Raw genomic sequence first — 16,015 nt, 5'->3', positions numbered from 1 at the left:
GGATTCCCCGGCGCCTCGCCCCGACGTGGGCACTCGCGCGACGAGTGCCTACTGCCGCGTCGCGAGGTGCTGGTCGAGCCGCGCGAGCGTCTGCTGGCCACCTTCGATGGCGTACTTCGCCGCCTGCTCGCGCGCTTCGACGGTGGGCAGCGTGTGCTGCATCGTGACGCGCGTCTTTCCCGCCTCGTCCTGGAAGGTGACGACGGCCTTGAACAGCACCTCGCCTTCCTTCGTGCCGTGATCCCACTCGAGCCGCTCGTTGGGGACGACCTTCGTGTAGACGATGTGGTTCGCGTAGTCGGTGCCATCGGGCCCGTGCATGGTGAACTTCCACGCGCCCCCCGGCCGCACGTCCTTGCTCACCGTGGTCGTGCGGAAGCCGTTCGGCCCCCACCAGTGGGAGATCATCTCCGCGTCGGTGAACGCCTGGAAGACCAGCGCGCGTGGGGCGCTGATGAGCCGCGACAGTTCCAGCTGACGCTTCGCGAGTTCGTTGAGGTCGAGCGCTGCGTTCATGGGGGGGCTCCTCGGTCCTTCTTCTTCGGGGTTGGAATCTTGCGGCCGCGCGCCGGGCGCTTCTGCCCCTGGACGTCGGCGAGATAGTCCTCGAGCCGGTCGAGGCTGGCCTCCCAGAACTCGCGATAGTCCTCGAGCCAGTCGGTCGCGTCCTTCAGCGGCTCCGGCGCCAGCCGGCATGGGCGCCACTGGGCTTCGCGGCTCCGCGTGATCAGCCCCGCGCGCTCGAGCACCTTGAGGTGCTTCGTCACGGCGGGGAGGCTCATGTCGAAGGGTTGGGCGAGCTCCGTGACGGAGGTCTCCCCCTTCGAGAGCCGCGCGAGGATCGCGCGCCGGGTCGGGTCGGCGAGTGCGGCAAAGGTGGCGCTGAGTGGGTCGCTCGGCATGGCTTGATTAACCTTTTGTTAAAATAACCAACTGGTTAAATGAAAGGCAAGCGCGAATCGCGTCGAGCGTTCGCTGTGCGGTTCAGGGCTGCTGCGTCGAAACGCGCGGGGGCGGAGGCGGCGCGAAGGCCTCCACGAGTCCCTGGGTCATCGCGGTGGCGAAGACCTCCAGCGTGCGCTCCTCGCGCCAGCGCGCGGCCTCCTCGAAGTCGAGCGCGTGGTGCGTCTCCACGATGACCGAGGGCATCGTCGGCTTGCGCAGGACGAAGATCTGCCGGTGTGACGGCTCGCGGGACACGAAGACGCCGGGCTGCGCGGTGTCGGTGGCGTAGAGGCCCACGTAGTCCACGCCGTCGTAGTGGAGGAACCCGCCGCGCGACAGGTTCCGCGCCAGCGCTCGCGCCAGCTCCGCGCGGCGACCCTGGAGGGGGGCGGGCGCATCCTCGGACCAGAGCACGCTGAAGCCGGGCGTCGTGTCCTGGCGGTTGCACGACTGTCCCTCCGCGGGCGCCCACGGCTGCGACGTGCCTCGCGAGTCCGAGTGCAGGCTCACGAACACGTGCGCGCCCCAGCGCTCCGCATCGGCGAGCCGACTCGTATACGGCACCCGCTGTCCCGGCTCACGGCTGATGCGCACCTCGAAGTGCCCCGTGGCCACCAACCGCCGCGCCAGGTCCTGCGCCACGCGCAACGTGAAGACCTCCTCGTCCTCGCACGTGACGGAGCGGTTGCCCGTGTTCCCCTCGGCGCCGTGTCCCGCGTCCAGGTACACCCGACGTCGCGCGAAGCCCTCGGGCACGTTCGCGGGGACGTGCGTCAGCGTGGCTCCCGGCGCGGGCCACCTGGCCACGACAGGCGGCTCGACGACCGTCTCCGCCGCGCGCATCGGCCTGTGGGGAAGGGAGCCCCGTGTGCCTTCCACGGACCCACGGACGGCGCTCGGGTCGACGGGGAGCGAGCCCGGCCGCGCCGCCTGGGACAGGTGTGTCGAGGCATCAGGAGACACCTCGCTCGAGGCGCGCACGCAGGCGGTGCCCGTGAGCAGCAAGACTCCCAGTCCCCACACTCCAGCGGCGGATGTCGGCATGTCAGGTTCGACGCCTGTCGAGCGGGCGTCGTTCCGCAGTGTGGCCCGGAATGACGGGGAAGCGGAAGCCGGCCCGGGGAGCCCGCCTGCCCGGACGCCCTGTCGTCGCGCTTGCGTTTCCGTCGCGCATCGCGAAGAAGCGGGGAGCCATGTCCGTGGAGCGCCCGCAGCCCGATTCCTCCGCTGTCCCACTCTTCGCCACGGAAGGAGCCCTGCGCGCCTGGCTGCGCGAGCACGGCGTCGAGCACCTGTCCCGCCTGAGCCTCACGGTGCTGTCGCCCTTCGTGGACCCCGCGCTGCTGCCTCAGTCCCGCCCCGCGATGGCCCGCCGCAGGCTGGTGGAGATGCTCAGCGAGGAGGGCCGTACGCGCTGGACGCAGGAGTCCCTGCCGTCGCCGAAGATGAAGGACCTCCTGCCCCGGCTCGCGTGGCGCTTCGTCGAGGAGGAGCGCAAGCAGGCGGAGGAGACCCGCGCCACGCTCGCCGCGCGACTGGCGCCGCCCGAGGACCCGCGCACCCACCGTGTCCATGGCCTGTTGCTGGACCTGCGCTCCCGCGCGCCCGCCACCGTGGCCACGCGGCCCTTGCACGCGCTGCAGCTGGAGTCGCTCCAGCACGACGCCGAGCTCCCTGGCTTCCGCTTCCGCGAGACGCGCTGCTCGGAGCTGCCCTACGGCGCGCAGATGGGCTTCATCCTCCCCGAGGCCCGGCTGACCTTCACGCCCTCCGTGGTGCAGGGCGACTGCACCTGTGGCGCGCCGCCGTGTGTCCACCTGGTCGCCGCCATCGACACGGTGCTGTTGTGGCTGAACCAGCCGTGGACGGAGCGCTTCGGCGAGACGCTCGACGAGCTGGTGCGACCGGGGTGGGACCGCACGTTGAGGGCGCTGGAGCGCGCGCTCGATGAGGGCACGGGCAGCGGCGCGGCGGTGGAGGTCTCCTGGCGCGTCGACGTCATCGAGGGCTACGGCGTGGAAGTCCACCCGTACGTGCACCGGCGCAACAAGAAGGGCCAGCGCTCCACCGGAGCCAAGGTGAGTCGCCGCAAGCTGCTCCAGGAGCATGGCTCGCAGCTCTCCTCGCTCGACGCGCGCCTCGCGTCGCTGCTGCCGGATGGCGACGCACCCGCCTCGCGCGCGCTGCTGCTGGAGCTGGTGGACCATCCCCGGCTCTATCAGGAGGGGACGCAGGACCTGCTGGTCCAGGTGGATCGCGCCAAGGTGGGCATCGTCGCCTCTGAGCGGGGCGGCGCTGTCGTCGTCTCCGCGGGCGTGGACGGCGCGAGCCTGCCCGCGTCCATGGTGGACCGCGTGCGCCGCGCGAAGCCGGAGGAGGCCCTCTTCCTCTGGGACGAGGGCTCGCGCAGGCTCACCGTGCTGGACGCGGGCCCGGAGGTCCGCGCGCTCGTGTCCGTCCTCCAGCGCCACGGCAACGTCTTCCCACCCGAGAGCCACGGCGCGTTGTTGGAGAAGCTGGCGAAGCTCTCGGTGCGCCTGCCCGTGGCCATGCCTCGCGGTGTCATGGGCGAGAAGCTGCCCTCGCTCCAGCTCCCGGTGCTGCGCTTCGAGCTGGAGCCCGGCAGCGCGGTGCGCGTGGAGCTGCGCGTGCGGGCGCTCCCGGACAGCATCAGCTTCATCCCCGGTGAGGGTCCTCGGGACGTGTACCTGCGTCGGGGTCTGGAGCCCGTGCACACGGTGCGCGACTTCGTGAAGGAGCTCGCCGTGGTCCACGCGCTCCAGGCGAGCCTGCCCCTGGCCACCGCGGAGGCGCAGGCGCTGCCGTTCAGCTTCTCGTTCCCCAACGTCCAGGGCGCGCTCGGTCTCTTGTCCGCGTGTCAGTCGCTGGAATCGCCGCCGGAGCTGGAGTGGGGTGGCTCTCCACTTCGCCTCGTGGGCTCTCGCGGGGCGAGCGCGCTGCGAATCACGGTGGAGCGCAAGCGCGACTGGTTCGGCGTGCTCGGAGGGCTGGCGGTGCAGGGCGAGCGCGTGGAGATGGCGCGGCTGTTGGACGCCGCGCGTCGCAAGGAGCGCTTCGTCCAGGTGAAGGACCAGACCTACGTGGAGGTCGAGGAGGCGCTGCGCCAGCACCTGGAGCGACTGGCGGACCACGCCCACCTTTCGCGCCACGGCTTGGAGGTGGGCCCGGCCGCGGCGGAGTCGCTGTCCGCCCTGGGCAGCGCGGGCGCGACCCTGGACGCGGACGCGACGTGGAAGGGGCTCGTCGAGCGCATCTTCGCCGCACGGGAGCTGAAGCCGAAGGTCCCCGCCACGCTGAAGACGGACCTGCGTGACTACCAGGTCGAGGGCTTCCGCTGGCTCACCCGGCTGGCCTCGTGGGGCGCGGGCGCGGTGCTCGCGGACGACATGGGGCTGGGCAAGACGGTGCAGGCGCTGGCCGTGTTGCTGGAGCGCTCGAAGCTGGGGCCCGCGCTGGTGCTCGCGCCCACCTCCGTGGCCTTCAACTGGATGGACGAGGCGAAGCGCTTCGCGCCGTCGCTGAAGATGCGGCTGTTCTCCGAGGCCGCGGACCGGGGCGGGCTGCTCGAACGGCTGGGTCCCCGCGACGTGCTCGTGCTGAGCTATGGCCTCCTGACGCGCGACATCGGCCGGCTGTCCGAGCTGCGCTTCGCCACGTTGGTCTTCGACGAGGCCCAGGCCCTGAAGAACGCGGGCACCCACCGCTTCCGCGCCGCGCGCGCGCTGCAGGCGGACTTCAAGTTCGCCCTCTCCGGCACACCCTTGGAGAACCACCTGGGCGAGCTGTGGAGCGTCTTCTCGCTCGTCTTCCCCGGGCTGCTCGGCAGCCACGACGCCTTCCGCACCCGCTTCGCGATTCCCATCGAGCGCAGGGTGGACCCCACCGCGGCGCCCGCCCTGGCCAGGGTGCTGCAACCTTTCCTCCTGCGCCGCACCAAGGCCCAGGTGGAGGCGCAGCTGCCGCCGCGCACGGACATCCGCGTGCCCGTCGTCCTCTCCACCCAGGAGTGGACCATGTACGAGGACGCGCGGCTGGCGGCCCTCTCCGCGCTGGAGTCCGCGCCGGAGGTGATGCGCGAGCGGCAGTCACGTGAGCTGGAGCGCCGCTTCGAGGTGCTCGCCGCGCTCACCCGGCTGCGCCTGTTGGCCTCGCACCCGCGCCTCTATGACGCCGAGTCCCGCGTGGAGTCCTCCAAGCTGGAGCGCTTCATGGAGCTGGTCGAGGAGCTTCGCGCCGAGGGCCACCGCGCGCTCGTCTTCAGCCAGTTCACCTCGCACCTGGCCCTGGTGCGCGAGGTGCTGGACGCGCGGGGCATCCGCTACGACTACCTGGACGGCTCCTCCACACCCAAGGCCCGAGAGCAGGCCGTGCGCTCCTTCCAGGAGGGCAGCGCGCCCCTGTTCCTCATCTCGCTCAAGGCCGGCGGCTTCGGCCTCAACCTCACCGCCGCCAACACCGTCATCCACCTGGACCCGTGGTGGAACCCCGCCGTGGAGGATCAGGCGTCGGACCGCGCGCATCGCATCGGCCAGGAGCGCCCCGTCACCGTCTACCGGCTGGTGGCGCGAGGCACCATCGAGGAGCAGATGCTGTCGCTCCACGAGCACAAGCGCGCGCTCGTCGCGGACGTGCTCGAGGGCAAGGACGGCGCCGGGCGGCTCTCCACGAAGGAGCTGCTTGGCCTCTTGTCCCAGCGCCTTGGGGGCCCCGACGAGGAGGAAGTCCCCCGGACGCGGCACTGAAGCGGGGCAGGGGAGCCCCGCAAAGACAACGGGCAGGTCCCTCGGTGAGGAACCTGCCCGCGTCAGGCTTCGAGTCGCTGAAGCCCGCGCTTTACGCGCGGACCTCGGGCGACCCGGGCTCGGTGGACGCAGGAGGCAGCGAGGCCTCCTTGCCCGGCTCGCCACCCGGAGTCCCCGCCGACGACTTGAACGGCGACGTCTCCAGCGCGGCCTTCAGGACCTCGTCCATCTGGCTGACGAAGATGAACTCCAGCTCGTTCTTCGCCTGGTCCGGCACGTCCACCAGGTCCTTGCGGCAACGCTCGGGCAGGATGACCCGCTTGATGCCCGCGCGGTGGGCCGCCAGCACCTTCTCCTTGATGCCGCCAACCGGCAGCACCAGGCCACGCAGCGTGGCCTCGCCCGTCATCGCCGTGTCGTGCCGCACCCGGATGCCCGTGAGCAGGCTGGTGAGCGCCGTCAGGATGGTGACGCCCGCGGAAGGACCATCCTTGGGGATGGAGCCCGCCGGGAAGTGCAGGTGGATGTCCGTCTTCTCCAGGAAGTTGGAGCTGATGCCCAGCTGCTCGGACTTGCTGCGCAGGTAGCTCAGCGCCGCCGTCGCGCTCTCCTTCATCACGTCGCCGAGCTGGCCGGTGAGCGTCATGCCGCCCTTGCCCGCCATCTTCGTCGCCTCGATGAAGAGCAGATCGCCGCCGGCCGCCGTCCAGGCCAGACCCGTGGCCACGCCCGGAACCTCCGTGCGCTCCGCGACCTCCGAGTAGAACATCTCGGGCCCGAGGATCTCCTTCACGCGCTCGGCGTTGATGGTCTGCTTCTCCAGCTTCCCACCCGCGACCTCCACCGCCACCGCGCGGCAGATGTCCGCGATGCGCCGCTCCAGGTTACGCACGCCCGCCTCGCGGGTGTACGAGGTGGTCAGCGTGAGCAGCGCCTCATCGGTGATCTCGATGTGGTCCGGGTTGAGCCCGTGCTCCTTGAGCTGCTTGGGCACCAGGTGGATGCGCGCGATGCTCTGCTTCTCCTCGAAGGTGTAGCCCGACAGCTCGATGATCTCCATGCGGTCGCGGAGCGGCCCGGGGATGGGATCCAACTGGTTCGCCGTGGCGACGAACATCACCTTCGACAGGTCGAACGGCACGTCGAGGTAGTGGTCGCTGAACGTGTTGTTCTGCTCCGGGTCCAGCACCTCGAGGAGCGCCGCGCTCGGGTCGCCACGGAAGTCGGCGCCGAGCTTGTCGATCTCGTCGAGCATCATGACCGGGTTCTTCGTGCCGGCCTTCTTCATGCTCTGGATGAAGCGGCCGGGCAGCGCGCCGACGTAGGTGCGCCGGTGGCCGCGGATCTCCGCCTCGTCACGCACGCCGCCCAGCGACAGGCGCACGAACTTGCGGCCCGTGGCCTTGGCCACGCTCTGACCCAGCGACGTCTTGCCGACGCCCGGAGGACCGACGAGGCACAGGATGGGCCCGCGCATGTCGTTCTTCAGCTTGCGGACGGCCAGGTACTCCAGGATGCGCTTCTTCACCTTCTTGATGCCGAAGTGATCCTTGTCGAGTTGCTGGCGCGCGTTCTCGATGTCGAGGTTGTCCTCAGACAGCTTCGACCACGGCAGGTCGGCGATCCAATCCAGGTAGGTGCGCGCGACGGTGTACTCGCTCGACGCCGCCGGAATCGTCTTCAGGCGGTTGAGCTCCTTGTTCGCGACCTTCTCCACCTCGGGAGGCAGGGCGGCCTTCTTCAGGCGCTCCTGGAGCTCGTCGAGCTCCTCCTCCTCCTCGCCCATCTCGCCGAGCTCTTCCTTGATCGCCTTGAGCTGCTGGCGCAGGTAGTACTCGCGCTGGGTCTTCGACATCTCGCCCTTCACGGCGGAGTCGATCTTGTTGGAGAGCTTGAGGATCTCACGCTTGCGGTTGAGCAGCTCGAGCACGAGCTTCATCCGCGCCTTGAGGTCCACCGTCTCCAGGACGGCCTGCTTCTCCTCGATCGGCACGTCCACGTTGGCGGCGATCAGGTCGGCCAGGTGACCGGGGTGGGTGATGCTCTCCACCAGCTCCGTGGCGGCGGCCGGCAGCTCGGGCATCAGCTCGATGACCTCGCGCGCCAGCTTCTTGAGGTTGATGCCCAGGGCCTCCACCTCGACGTTCTCCGCGGAGGTCTTGTCCTCCACCGCGTCGACGCGGGCCTTGAGGTACGGGGCCTCCTGCACCAGCTCCACGACGCGGAAGCGGGCGAGTCCCTGGACGACGAGCGAGTAGTTGTCCTCGCCCATCTTCAGAAGCTTCACGATACGGGCCACCGTCCCCATGGTGTAGAGGTCGGCGGCGCCCGGATCCTCTTCCTCGGCGCGGCGCTGCGTGACGACACCGATGACCTGGTCGTCGCGCACCGCGTCCTTGATCAGGGCAATGGTCTTCTGACGGCCGACGGCCAGCGGGAGCACGCCGCCGGGAAAGAAGACGCTGTTCCGCAGGGGCAGGATCGGCAGCACCTGGGGAATGTCTTCCTTGTTGATGAGCCCTGGAGGGGCCATCGCGGTGGGCATTGCGCTCGCGGCGGTGCCCTTCTTCTTCTCATCGGACATGAAGTTCGGCCTCTTCCTTCTTCAAGCCCGGCCCTCCCTGCGACCGGACCGGTGAACATCTGTCGGTTTTCTGCGGCAGATGAACCAACGTAACAACCAAAACGCCCGTGGCAAACGCCGTGTGCGATTTTCCACGCTCAAGTCGGATGCCAGACGCTGCGTCCTTGTCTCGCGTCCGGGCCGGGGGTGGGGCATGCTCGCCCCCCCAGCCTCGCTGCGACGCACCGCCTGGGTGCGCCGCCTTCCCCCCTCAGGAGGACGCCATGAAATCCAGAACCCGAGCCCCCCTGCTCCTGTTGCCGGCCCTCTGGGTGGCGTCCTGCACGTCGCCCGTCGACGAGGCCGGATCCACCCTGCCGGGCAAGTGTCAGAGCGAATCCCCGGTGGTGGCCCCGCAGAAGACGGACATCCTCTTCGTCATCGACAACTCCGGCTCCATGGCCGAGGAGCAGGCCGGAATCGCCACCGAGTTGCCCGCCTTCATCCAGGGCCTGCGGGAGGGCGGCGGCGTCACCCAGGACTTCCGCGTGGGGGTGATCACCACCTCCGTGTACCGCCGCGTCTTCACCCAGGGCCGGGAGTTCTACTCGGAGTATCCGAGGGAATCCGGCCTCCTGCAGCAGGTGCCGACGAAGGACGGGAGCGCGTCGGAGGACCGCTTCGTCGAGAGCTCGGATCCGGACCTGCTGGAGCGCTTCCGCTTGCTGGTGAAGCAGGGGACGAGTGGCAGCGGGCAGGAGTCCCCCTTCGAGGCCGCCCGGCTGGCGGTCTCCGAGCCCCTGACCACCACCTCCATCGCCGAGGGAGGGAACGGAGGCTTCCTGCGGGACGGCGCGCGGCTGCTCGTCGTGGTGGTGACGGACGAGGAGGACTGCAGCTCCACCGCGCGGCCGCCGCCAGTCACCGTCACGGACAACACCGCGGAGGACAAGTGCCACGAGGGCGCGGCGCTGCTGACGTCGGTGGACGAGTACGCGGAGGCCTTCAAGAGCCTGCGCGACTCCAAGGGCGGACGTCGGGAGGTGCTGTGGGCCACGGTGGGTCCGGTGGCGCTGAGCGACAAGCGGGCGGAGCTGATCACCGACGCGACGCCGCAGGGCACGTATGTGCGCAACGCGGACTGCCCCACGTCCTACGGGCCGGGCTACCGGCACCGGGCGATGTCGGAGAAGTTTGACTCGGCGCTCGACAACCTGGACTCCATCTGTCGGGAGAGCTACCGCGACACGCTGCTGCACATCGCGGAGCTGGCGGCGGTGGCGCAGAGCCTGGACGTGGTGAACCTGCCGGATCCGCGCCTGGCGCAGGTGGAGATCACCCGCGCCGGGGGCACGGTGGAGCGCTGCTCGGTGGCGGCAGGGGACCTGAGCTACGAGCCGTCCGGGGAGGACCGCCCCGCGCGGATCTACTTCGGCGGCAGCTGCCTGCGCCGCGCGGATGATCAGAAGGTCGAGGTGAAGGTCATCTGCGCCGGTTAGGTCCGCCGGAGGGGTGACGCCCAGGGGCTCGAAAACCCTGGCGTCGCCCCGGTGGATCCAAGCCACCACGTCGTATCGCCGGGCCCGTCGCCGTGCGTCCTATGCGGGCGCACGTCAGACCCTTGAGCATACTGAACCGTCGTGCAGGCGTGCGTTCGGTGTGTGTCGGGTCCTGGCGAGGAGGCGAGATGAGCGCGGTGGCGGAGCAGCGCAGTGGCGGCGCGGTGGTCGAGCAGCTTCGCGAGCGCATCCGCCAGTTGCAGGCGGCGCCGCGCAGCTACCTGGCGGTGCTGCGCACGGGGATGGAGGCGGTGGACGCGCTGCTGCCCTCGGGCGGCTTCCCGCTGGGGCAGGCGGTGGAGCTGTGTGGTGAGGCGGCCTCCGGCAGGACGAGCCTGGCGCTGAGCGCGGTGGCGTCCGCGCATAGGGAGGCGCGGCTGTGCGCGTGGGTGGATGGACCGCGCGAGCTGTATGCCCCGGCGGCGGCGGCGCAGGGCGTGGACCTGGAGCGGCTGCTGCTCGTGCGGCCCAAGGCGCCCGAGCAGCGGGTGTGGGCAGCGGTTCAGCTGGCCCGGAGTGGGGCCTTCGCGTGCGTGGTGCTCGACCTGACGCGAGGGGTGGGCGCGACGGGGAGGCCGCCGCGGGTGGGGCTGGCCGAGGCGCGGAAGCTGGCGGACGCGGCGGAGCGTGGCGGCGGGCTGCTGCTGCTGCTCACCTCGCCGGAGGCTCCGGCGGATGGGGTGACGCGGCTGCGCACGGAGTCCCAGGGGGCGGAGGGCTGGGCGGTGGAGGTGGTGCGCAGCAGGCGCGGCGGCACGGGGACGCGGGCGGTGCTGCCGTGGAGCGCGCTGTACCCGGAGCTGGGGCTCGAGGAGGGGGGGCGGGTGCTGGACGTGGGGCCGGTGGACGCGGACGCGACGCCGGACTTCCTGCGGGAGACGCCGTGGGTGGCGCGCAACGGGCTGGGGCACCAGGGGCAGCGGTCCGGGCGGGATGGGGTGATGCCCTCGTTGCGGGTGGCGTCGGACGTGGCCTCGGCGGCGCACAACTGAGGGAGCCATGCGCAGGGCCTATCTGCATTTCACGCGCTTCCCGGTGCAGCGCAAGGTCATCGAGTGTCCGGAGCTGGCGGGCCGGCCCTTCGTGCTGGTGGAGGAGGCTCGCGGCCAGCGACGGGTGGTGGCGGCGTCCACGTCCGCGCTGAAGGCGGGCGTGCGGCCCGGGGTGACGCTCACCGCGGCGACGGCGCTGGAGCCGGGGCTGCGGCACTTCCCCTACCGGTTGGAGGAGGAGAAGCGGGCACTGGTGGCGCTGGGGGAGGCGCTGCTGAGCCTGGGGCCGGGCTTCCAGCTCTCCGCCCCAGATGGACTGTGGCTCGACGCGGGGGCCGCGCACCTGTCGGGAGGTGAAGCGGGGCTGTGCTCTCGGGCGTTGGCGTTGTGCGAGGGGTTGGGGTACCGGGCGCACGTGGTGGTGGCCTCAGAGGCGTTCACCTCGCGAGCGCTGGCGCGCTTCGGAGCGCGGCGGGTGGAGGTGGTGGCGCCGGGGGCGTCGGCCCAGGCGCTGGCGCCGTTGCCGTTGGCGGCGCTGGAGGGGCGGGAGTCCGCGCCGTTCTCCGCGTTGGGGCTGCGCACGTTGGGAGAGGTGGCCCAGCTGCCGCCGGGGGCGGTGGCGGCGCGGGGTGGGGTGATGGGGGCTCGGGCGCATGCGTGGTGCGGCGGGAGGGATGAGACGCCCTTCGTGGCGGAGGTGCTGGACGAGGTGCTGGAGGAGCGGCGGGTGTTGGAGTGGCCGGCGGAGTCGTTCGAGCCGTTGGGCTTCGCGCTGAAGACGTTGCTGGACCGGTTGGGGGCGCGGCTGGTGGGGCGGGGGCGGGCGGCGGTGCGCATCACCTTCACGTTGAAGCTGGACCCCACGGGGCAGCAGCGGGTGACGTTGTCGCTGGCGAGGCCCACGGCGGCGGCGAAGTTGTTGTTGGACCTGGCGCGGCACCGGCTGGAGGAGCTGCGGTTGGAGAACCCGGTGGCGGAGGTGTCCGCGCGGGTGGACGAGTTCTCCGAGGACCGGGGGCAGCAGCTCTCGTTGGGGGACGCGCCGGAGGGGGACGCGGCGCTGGAGGTGGTGTTGTCGCGGCTGGCGACGACGTTGGGAGAGGAGTCGCTGTGCTCGGCGGGGTTGGAGTCGGTGCATCGGCCGGAGGGCGCGCAGGGGACACGGGCGTTCCGCCCCCCCGAGGCTCGCAAGGGGTGGGGGGAGGCGCTGACGCCGGTGGAGCGGAGGGACGGTGGGCTGCGGGAGCGGCCGTCACGTTTGTTGGCGGAGCCCGCGTGGCTGGACGCGGAGCTGGGAGACACGGGTCGGTTGCTCGCCGCGCGAGTCGGCGGACGGCGTCACCGGGTGACAGCGGTGACGGGCCCCGAGCGATTGGGCGGCGAGTGGTGGGCCGAGACGCCCTTCCAGCGCGATTACTACCGGGTGCACTTCGAGGGACTGGGGCCCGCCTGGGTGTTCCAGGACATGCGCGACGGCCGCTTCTACCTGCAGGGGTTGTTCGACTGAGCTATGCATGGTGACCATGCGCGCCCTCTCACTCCTCCTGCTGTCGCTGCTCGCCACCGCGTGTTCCGCGCCGCAGGTCCGGCCTCCGGGGGCCATCCGCAAGGTGGTCGTCGTGATCGGCACGCGCGTGGACTCGCTGCCCGTGGCGACCTATCGCGAGGACATGCTGGGGGAGGGCAACCCGCGCTCCGTCCTCATCGGCCAGACGCAAGCGGTGCTGCGTGAGCGCGGCTTCGAGGTGGTCGGCTCGCGCATCTCCGACGCACCATCCCCCTCCACCGGCGAGGTCGTCGCCCTCATCCGCGAGAACAAGGCCGAGGCCGCCGTCATCGTCGTGCTCAACTGGGTGGACGTGTCCTCCATCCGCGCCATGGGCCGCGCCGAGGTCTTCCTGGAGGCGGGCCTCGTGTCGCCGAACGGCGACCTGCTGTGGCGCAAGGACTCCCGCACCGTCTCGTCCATCAGCATGTACCAGTCGCAGACGGACTACAGCTCCTACCTGCGCAAGGCCGTCATCGACGCCGTCAAGGAAGTGCCCTGAGCCCCCTCAGGGCTTCGGCTGGGGGCTCGCCAGCCGAAGGTGCTCGTGCACCGTCTCCGCGCGCAGGTAGAGGAACTGCGCGTCGCCGAACGCCAGCGTGTCCCCGTCGTTGAGCGTCACCTGCGCGCGGAAGCCCAGCGGCGCGCCGTTGATCCACGTGCCGTTCATCGACTGCGCGTCCCGCACCTGGAAGCCACCCGTGGTCGCGTTCCAGCGCAGCGTCGCGTGGTGCTGCGACACGGACGGGTCTGGCACCACCAGGTCGCAGTCCGAGCGCCCCACGGTGAGCTCCTCCCCATCCACCTTGGGGTTCAGGAAGTGCACCTCCAGGTTGTCGAAGTCGCGGAGCATCGCGAGCAGCCGCTCCGTCATGCGCGAGCGGTGCGCCATGCCCACCGTGCGAGCGCCCGTCAGCTGCTGGGCGACGTTCCGGAAGACGGGATCCACGGGCTGCTGGATGAGCGCCACCGGACCGGACGCGGCGCGGAAGGCCTCCAGCGAGGCCGAGGCGAAGGGACGGAGCTGGTTCACGGACACCATGCCTCCCACCCTACGTCCAAGCGGGGGCCACGGGAAGTCGTGTGACAGTGCCCGCCAGGCCCCCTCATCGCCACATCACCAGCATGGCTTCCGACCCGAGGGCATGAAACCCTCACGCTTCATGCGGGTCCTCGTCACGGGCGCAGCGGGCTTCATCGGTCACCACGTCAGCGCGAAGCTGCTCGCCCGAGGTGACACCGTCATCGGCGTGGACAACCTGGACCCGTCCGGAGACGTCGCCCTCAAGCGCGCCCGACTGGCCCGACTCCGCTCGCTTCCCGGCGCGGAGCACTTCACCTGTCACGAGGCGGACATCACCGACGCTCCCGCGCTCGCGGGAATCTTCCAACGGGAGCACCCCGAGCGAATCGTCCATCTGGCCGCGCGGGTCGGCGTGCGAGAGGCCGGAGCCTCCGCTTCGTCCTACGTGGACGCGAACATCGTGGGCTGGCTCCAGCTCCTGGAGCAGGGCCGCGCCGCGGGCGTCTCGCACCTGGTCTACGCGTCCTCCAGCTCCGTGTACGGCGCGGACACGCCGCCGCCCTTCCACGAGAGCGCCTCCGCCGACCATCCCCTCAATGTCTACTCCGCGACCAAGCGCGCCGGAGAGCTGCTGGCCCACACGTACAGCCACCTCCACGGCCTGCCCACCACGGGCCTGCGCTTCTTCACCGTGTACGGACCCTGGGGACGCCCGGACATGGCGCCGCTGCGCTTCCTGCGCGCCTTGGGAGCAGGGCGCCCCATCGACCTGTACGGCGAGGGACGCATGCTGCGCGACTTCACCTTCGTGGAGGACGTGGCGGAGGCGGTGCTGCGCGTCCTGGACCGTCCTCCCGTGGGGAGCCCTCCGTATCGACTGCTCAACGTGGGACGCGGGGAGCCCGTCTCCGTGCGGGACTTCGTCGCCGTGCTGGAGCGGCTCCTGGAGACCCGGGCCGTGCTGCGGCTCCTGCCCGCGCAGGCCGGGGAGATGGACTCGACCTGGGCGGACCCCGCGGCCCTGGAGCGCGAGACGGGCTTTCGCCCCCGCGTGTCCGTGGACGAAGGGCTCGCGGCGCTCGTGACCTGGGCGCGCGGGCACTCCGTCCCCTGAGCTAGAGTCCGTGCCCTCGTCACCCGGGCCGGCGGGTGGCCTGCTTCCCTCTCGAGGCTCCTGGTCCTCCAGGAGGAGTGTCGTCATGTCCCGGAATCATCGCGTGCGCTTGCGTCTCACCTTCTTCGCGCTGCTGCCGCTGCTCGGCGCCTGCTCGGACTCCCGCGAGCCTTGCGTCCGGGACTCCCAGGCGGCCTTCGCCCCCGCGGACTTCCTCGATGAGCACCTCCGGGCGCGGCGCGTCGACTGCGGTTTCCAGAGCAGCGTGGGCGAGCTGGCCGTGGGGGCGGATGGCACCACCTGGCTCCGCCGCGGCGAGTACGAGGACCGGGGCGAGGACACCTTCTTCTTCCCGCCCGTCAAGCGCCTGTCGCAGGTGGACGCGGAGGGAGGGTGGCGGGGCGAGCTGGCGCTGCCGGACTTCGTCCACCACCATGTGGTCCATCGCAGTGGCGAACTCACCGTCTTCGGCTGGGAGCGCGAGGAGGACCCGCTCGCCCTCCAGGTGCGTCGCATCCGACCGGATGGGACCCTTGTCGCGCAGCGGCGCTTCACCCACGCGATTCCCTCGGAGGAGCGCATGGACTTCATCGCCCTGCCGAACGGCGCCCTGGGGCGGGCACAGCTCCCGGACTCCGAGCGCAACGCCGCCGTCATGCTGGCGCGGGCGGATGGGGAGGAGGTCGTCTTCCTCCTGGCGCTCGACGGCATCCGCGTGGGGCGGCTCGACGCGCGCCTGGAGACGCTGTGGCTCAGTCCCGTGGCGCCCTCGGTGGCCTTGAGGGACTTCTCCACCTGGGAGCAGATGGAGGCCGTGGGCGCCCCCTGGGTCGGCTGGGGCCTGGACGTGGACGAGCAGCACCAGGTCCACGTCGCCACGCCGCTGATGGACCTCCAGCGGCGCGCCTACGTGGCGTCCTTCGGGCGCGAGCCCACGGGCGCGACGGGACGCGCCTTCCTCCTGTCCTCCTTCTCGCCCACGGGCGCGTTCGTCTCCGCGCGCGCCGTGTCCGCGCCCGAGCCCCAGGAGATCGTCGGCCTGGTGGTGCGGTCAGGCACCTTCGCGCTCGGCGCCAGGGAGCGGGCGCTGGTGGGCGGCAGGACCCTCTCCCCGGACCTGTACTTCGCCTCCGGGCGCATCGACGGCGCCTCGGAGGACGACCTCGTGCGCGCCCTCGACATCGAGCGTGACGACGTGCCCGTGTCCTTCGTCGCCTGCGGCCCGGCGCGTTACTGCTTCGCGGGCGACACGGGCTTCGCGCAGGACTCCACGGACCCCGAGCAGCGCAAGAGCAAGGGCTTCCTGCTCACGGTGGATGCGAGCGGCCAGCGGCAGGGGCTGTTCCAGCTTCAGCGAGAAGAGGCCGTGCACGTCCTCATCGCCAGACAAGGCGTGGGGGACTCGGTGGTGTTCGCGTTCGGCATCGACGGCTCCCGGACCACGGGGGGGCCCGGGAGCCGCGCGAAATCCAACGAGACGTGGGTCGGCATCCTCTCGCCGCCCTGAGG

General features: G+C 71.0%; 12 protein-coding genes. 7 read left to right on the top strand and 5 right to left on the bottom strand.

Annotation, left to right across the window (positions count from 1 at the left end; translation table 11 throughout):
• Nucleotides 1-48: 48 nt before the first annotated feature.
• The 3 genes from OWM54_RS00480 to OWM54_RS00470 all read right to left on the bottom strand — a co-directional run bounded on the left by OWM54_RS00480 (nucleotide 49) and on the right by OWM54_RS00470 (nucleotide 1,752).
• Nucleotides 49-516: an SRPBCC family protein gene (locus tag OWM54_RS00480; protein WP_046713612.1), complete on the bottom strand. Its 468-nt coding sequence runs from the start codon at nucleotides 514-516 to the stop codon at nucleotides 49-51.
• The gene (locus OWM54_RS00475; protein ID WP_223748777.1) at nucleotides 513-902 is read right to left on the bottom strand and encodes an ArsR/SmtB family transcription factor; all 390 of its coding nucleotides are present in this window, start codon (nucleotides 900-902) and stop codon (nucleotides 513-515) included. The genes OWM54_RS00480 and OWM54_RS00475 overlap by 4 nt, the downstream gene beginning before the upstream one ends.
• Before the next feature lie 82 nt (nucleotides 903-984).
• Nucleotides 985-1,752 (bottom strand): N-acetylmuramoyl-L-alanine amidase family protein, encoded by a 768-nt coding sequence (locus tag OWM54_RS00470; RefSeq protein WP_223748776.1) that lies wholly within the window; start codon nucleotides 1,750-1,752, stop codon nucleotides 985-987.
• A gap of 386 nt (nucleotides 1,753-2,138) precedes the next feature.
• Here OWM54_RS00470 and OWM54_RS00465 point away from each other — a divergent pair, with 386 nt between their 5' ends.
• On the top strand, nucleotides 2,139-5,708 hold the full coding sequence (locus tag OWM54_RS00465) for a DEAD/DEAH box helicase (RefSeq protein ID WP_267696312.1): 3,570 nt from the start codon (nucleotides 2,139-2,141) through the stop codon (nucleotides 5,706-5,708).
• Nucleotides 5,709-5,799: 91 nt separating this feature from the next.
• On the opposite strand, the gene lon is transcribed toward OWM54_RS00465, so the two are convergent.
• Nucleotides 5,800-8,292, bottom strand: a complete 2,493-nt coding sequence (gene lon, locus OWM54_RS00460; protein WP_141332086.1) for an endopeptidase La — start codon at nucleotides 8,290-8,292, stop codon at nucleotides 5,800-5,802.
• 263 nt (nucleotides 8,293-8,555) lie between these two features.
• Between lon and OWM54_RS00455 the strand changes: the two genes are divergently transcribed.
• The 4 genes from OWM54_RS00455 (at nucleotide 8,556) to OWM54_RS00440 (ending at nucleotide 12,870) form a co-directional block, all read left to right on the top strand.
• Nucleotides 8,556-9,770, top strand: a complete 1,215-nt coding sequence (locus tag OWM54_RS00455) for a VWA domain-containing protein (protein ID WP_267696311.1) — start codon at nucleotides 8,556-8,558, stop codon at nucleotides 9,768-9,770.
• Nucleotides 9,771-9,958: 188 nt separating this feature from the next.
• Nucleotides 9,959-10,822 carry an ImuA family protein gene (locus OWM54_RS00450; RefSeq protein ID WP_267696310.1) on the top strand — a complete coding sequence of 288 codons (864 nt, stop codon included), beginning with the start codon at nucleotides 9,959-9,961 and terminating at the stop codon, nucleotides 10,820-10,822.
• Between the two features lie 7 nt (nucleotides 10,823-10,829).
• Complete coding sequence (locus OWM54_RS00445; RefSeq protein ID WP_267696309.1) at nucleotides 10,830-12,329, top strand: Y-family DNA polymerase; 1,500 nt, start codon at nucleotides 10,830-10,832, stop codon at nucleotides 12,327-12,329.
• Nucleotides 12,330-12,336: 7 nt separating this feature from the next.
• Nucleotides 12,337-12,870: a hypothetical protein gene (locus tag OWM54_RS00440; RefSeq protein ID WP_267696308.1), complete on the top strand. Its 534-nt coding sequence runs from the start codon at nucleotides 12,337-12,339 to the stop codon at nucleotides 12,868-12,870.
• Nucleotides 12,871-12,876: 6 nt separating this feature from the next.
• Here the strand turns inward: OWM54_RS00440 and OWM54_RS00435 are convergent, their stop codons facing one another.
• On the bottom strand, nucleotides 12,877-13,410 hold the full coding sequence (locus OWM54_RS00435; protein WP_046713622.1) for an FHA domain-containing protein: 534 nt from the start codon (nucleotides 13,408-13,410) through the stop codon (nucleotides 12,877-12,879).
• 121 nt (nucleotides 13,411-13,531) lie between these two features.
• On the opposite strand from OWM54_RS00435, the gene OWM54_RS00430 reads away from it, so the two are divergent.
• Nucleotides 13,532-14,506: an NAD-dependent epimerase/dehydratase family protein gene (locus tag OWM54_RS00430; protein ID WP_267701073.1), complete on the top strand. Its 975-nt coding sequence runs from the start codon at nucleotides 13,532-13,534 to the stop codon at nucleotides 14,504-14,506.
• An 85-nt stretch (nucleotides 14,507-14,591) separates the two neighbouring features.
• Nucleotides 14,592-16,013 (top strand): hypothetical protein, encoded by a 1,422-nt coding sequence (locus OWM54_RS00425; RefSeq protein WP_267696307.1) that lies wholly within the window; start codon nucleotides 14,592-14,594, stop codon nucleotides 16,011-16,013.
• Nucleotides 16,014-16,015 lie beyond the last annotated feature (2 nt).

Source organism: Myxococcus sp. MISCRS1, from assembly GCF_026626605.1.
GTDB lineage: Bacteria > Myxococcota > Myxococcia > Myxococcales > Myxococcaceae > Myxococcus > Myxococcus fulvus.
Note: the sequence above shows the minus strand (reverse complement) of the source record. Positions and strands in the feature narration are given on the sequence as shown.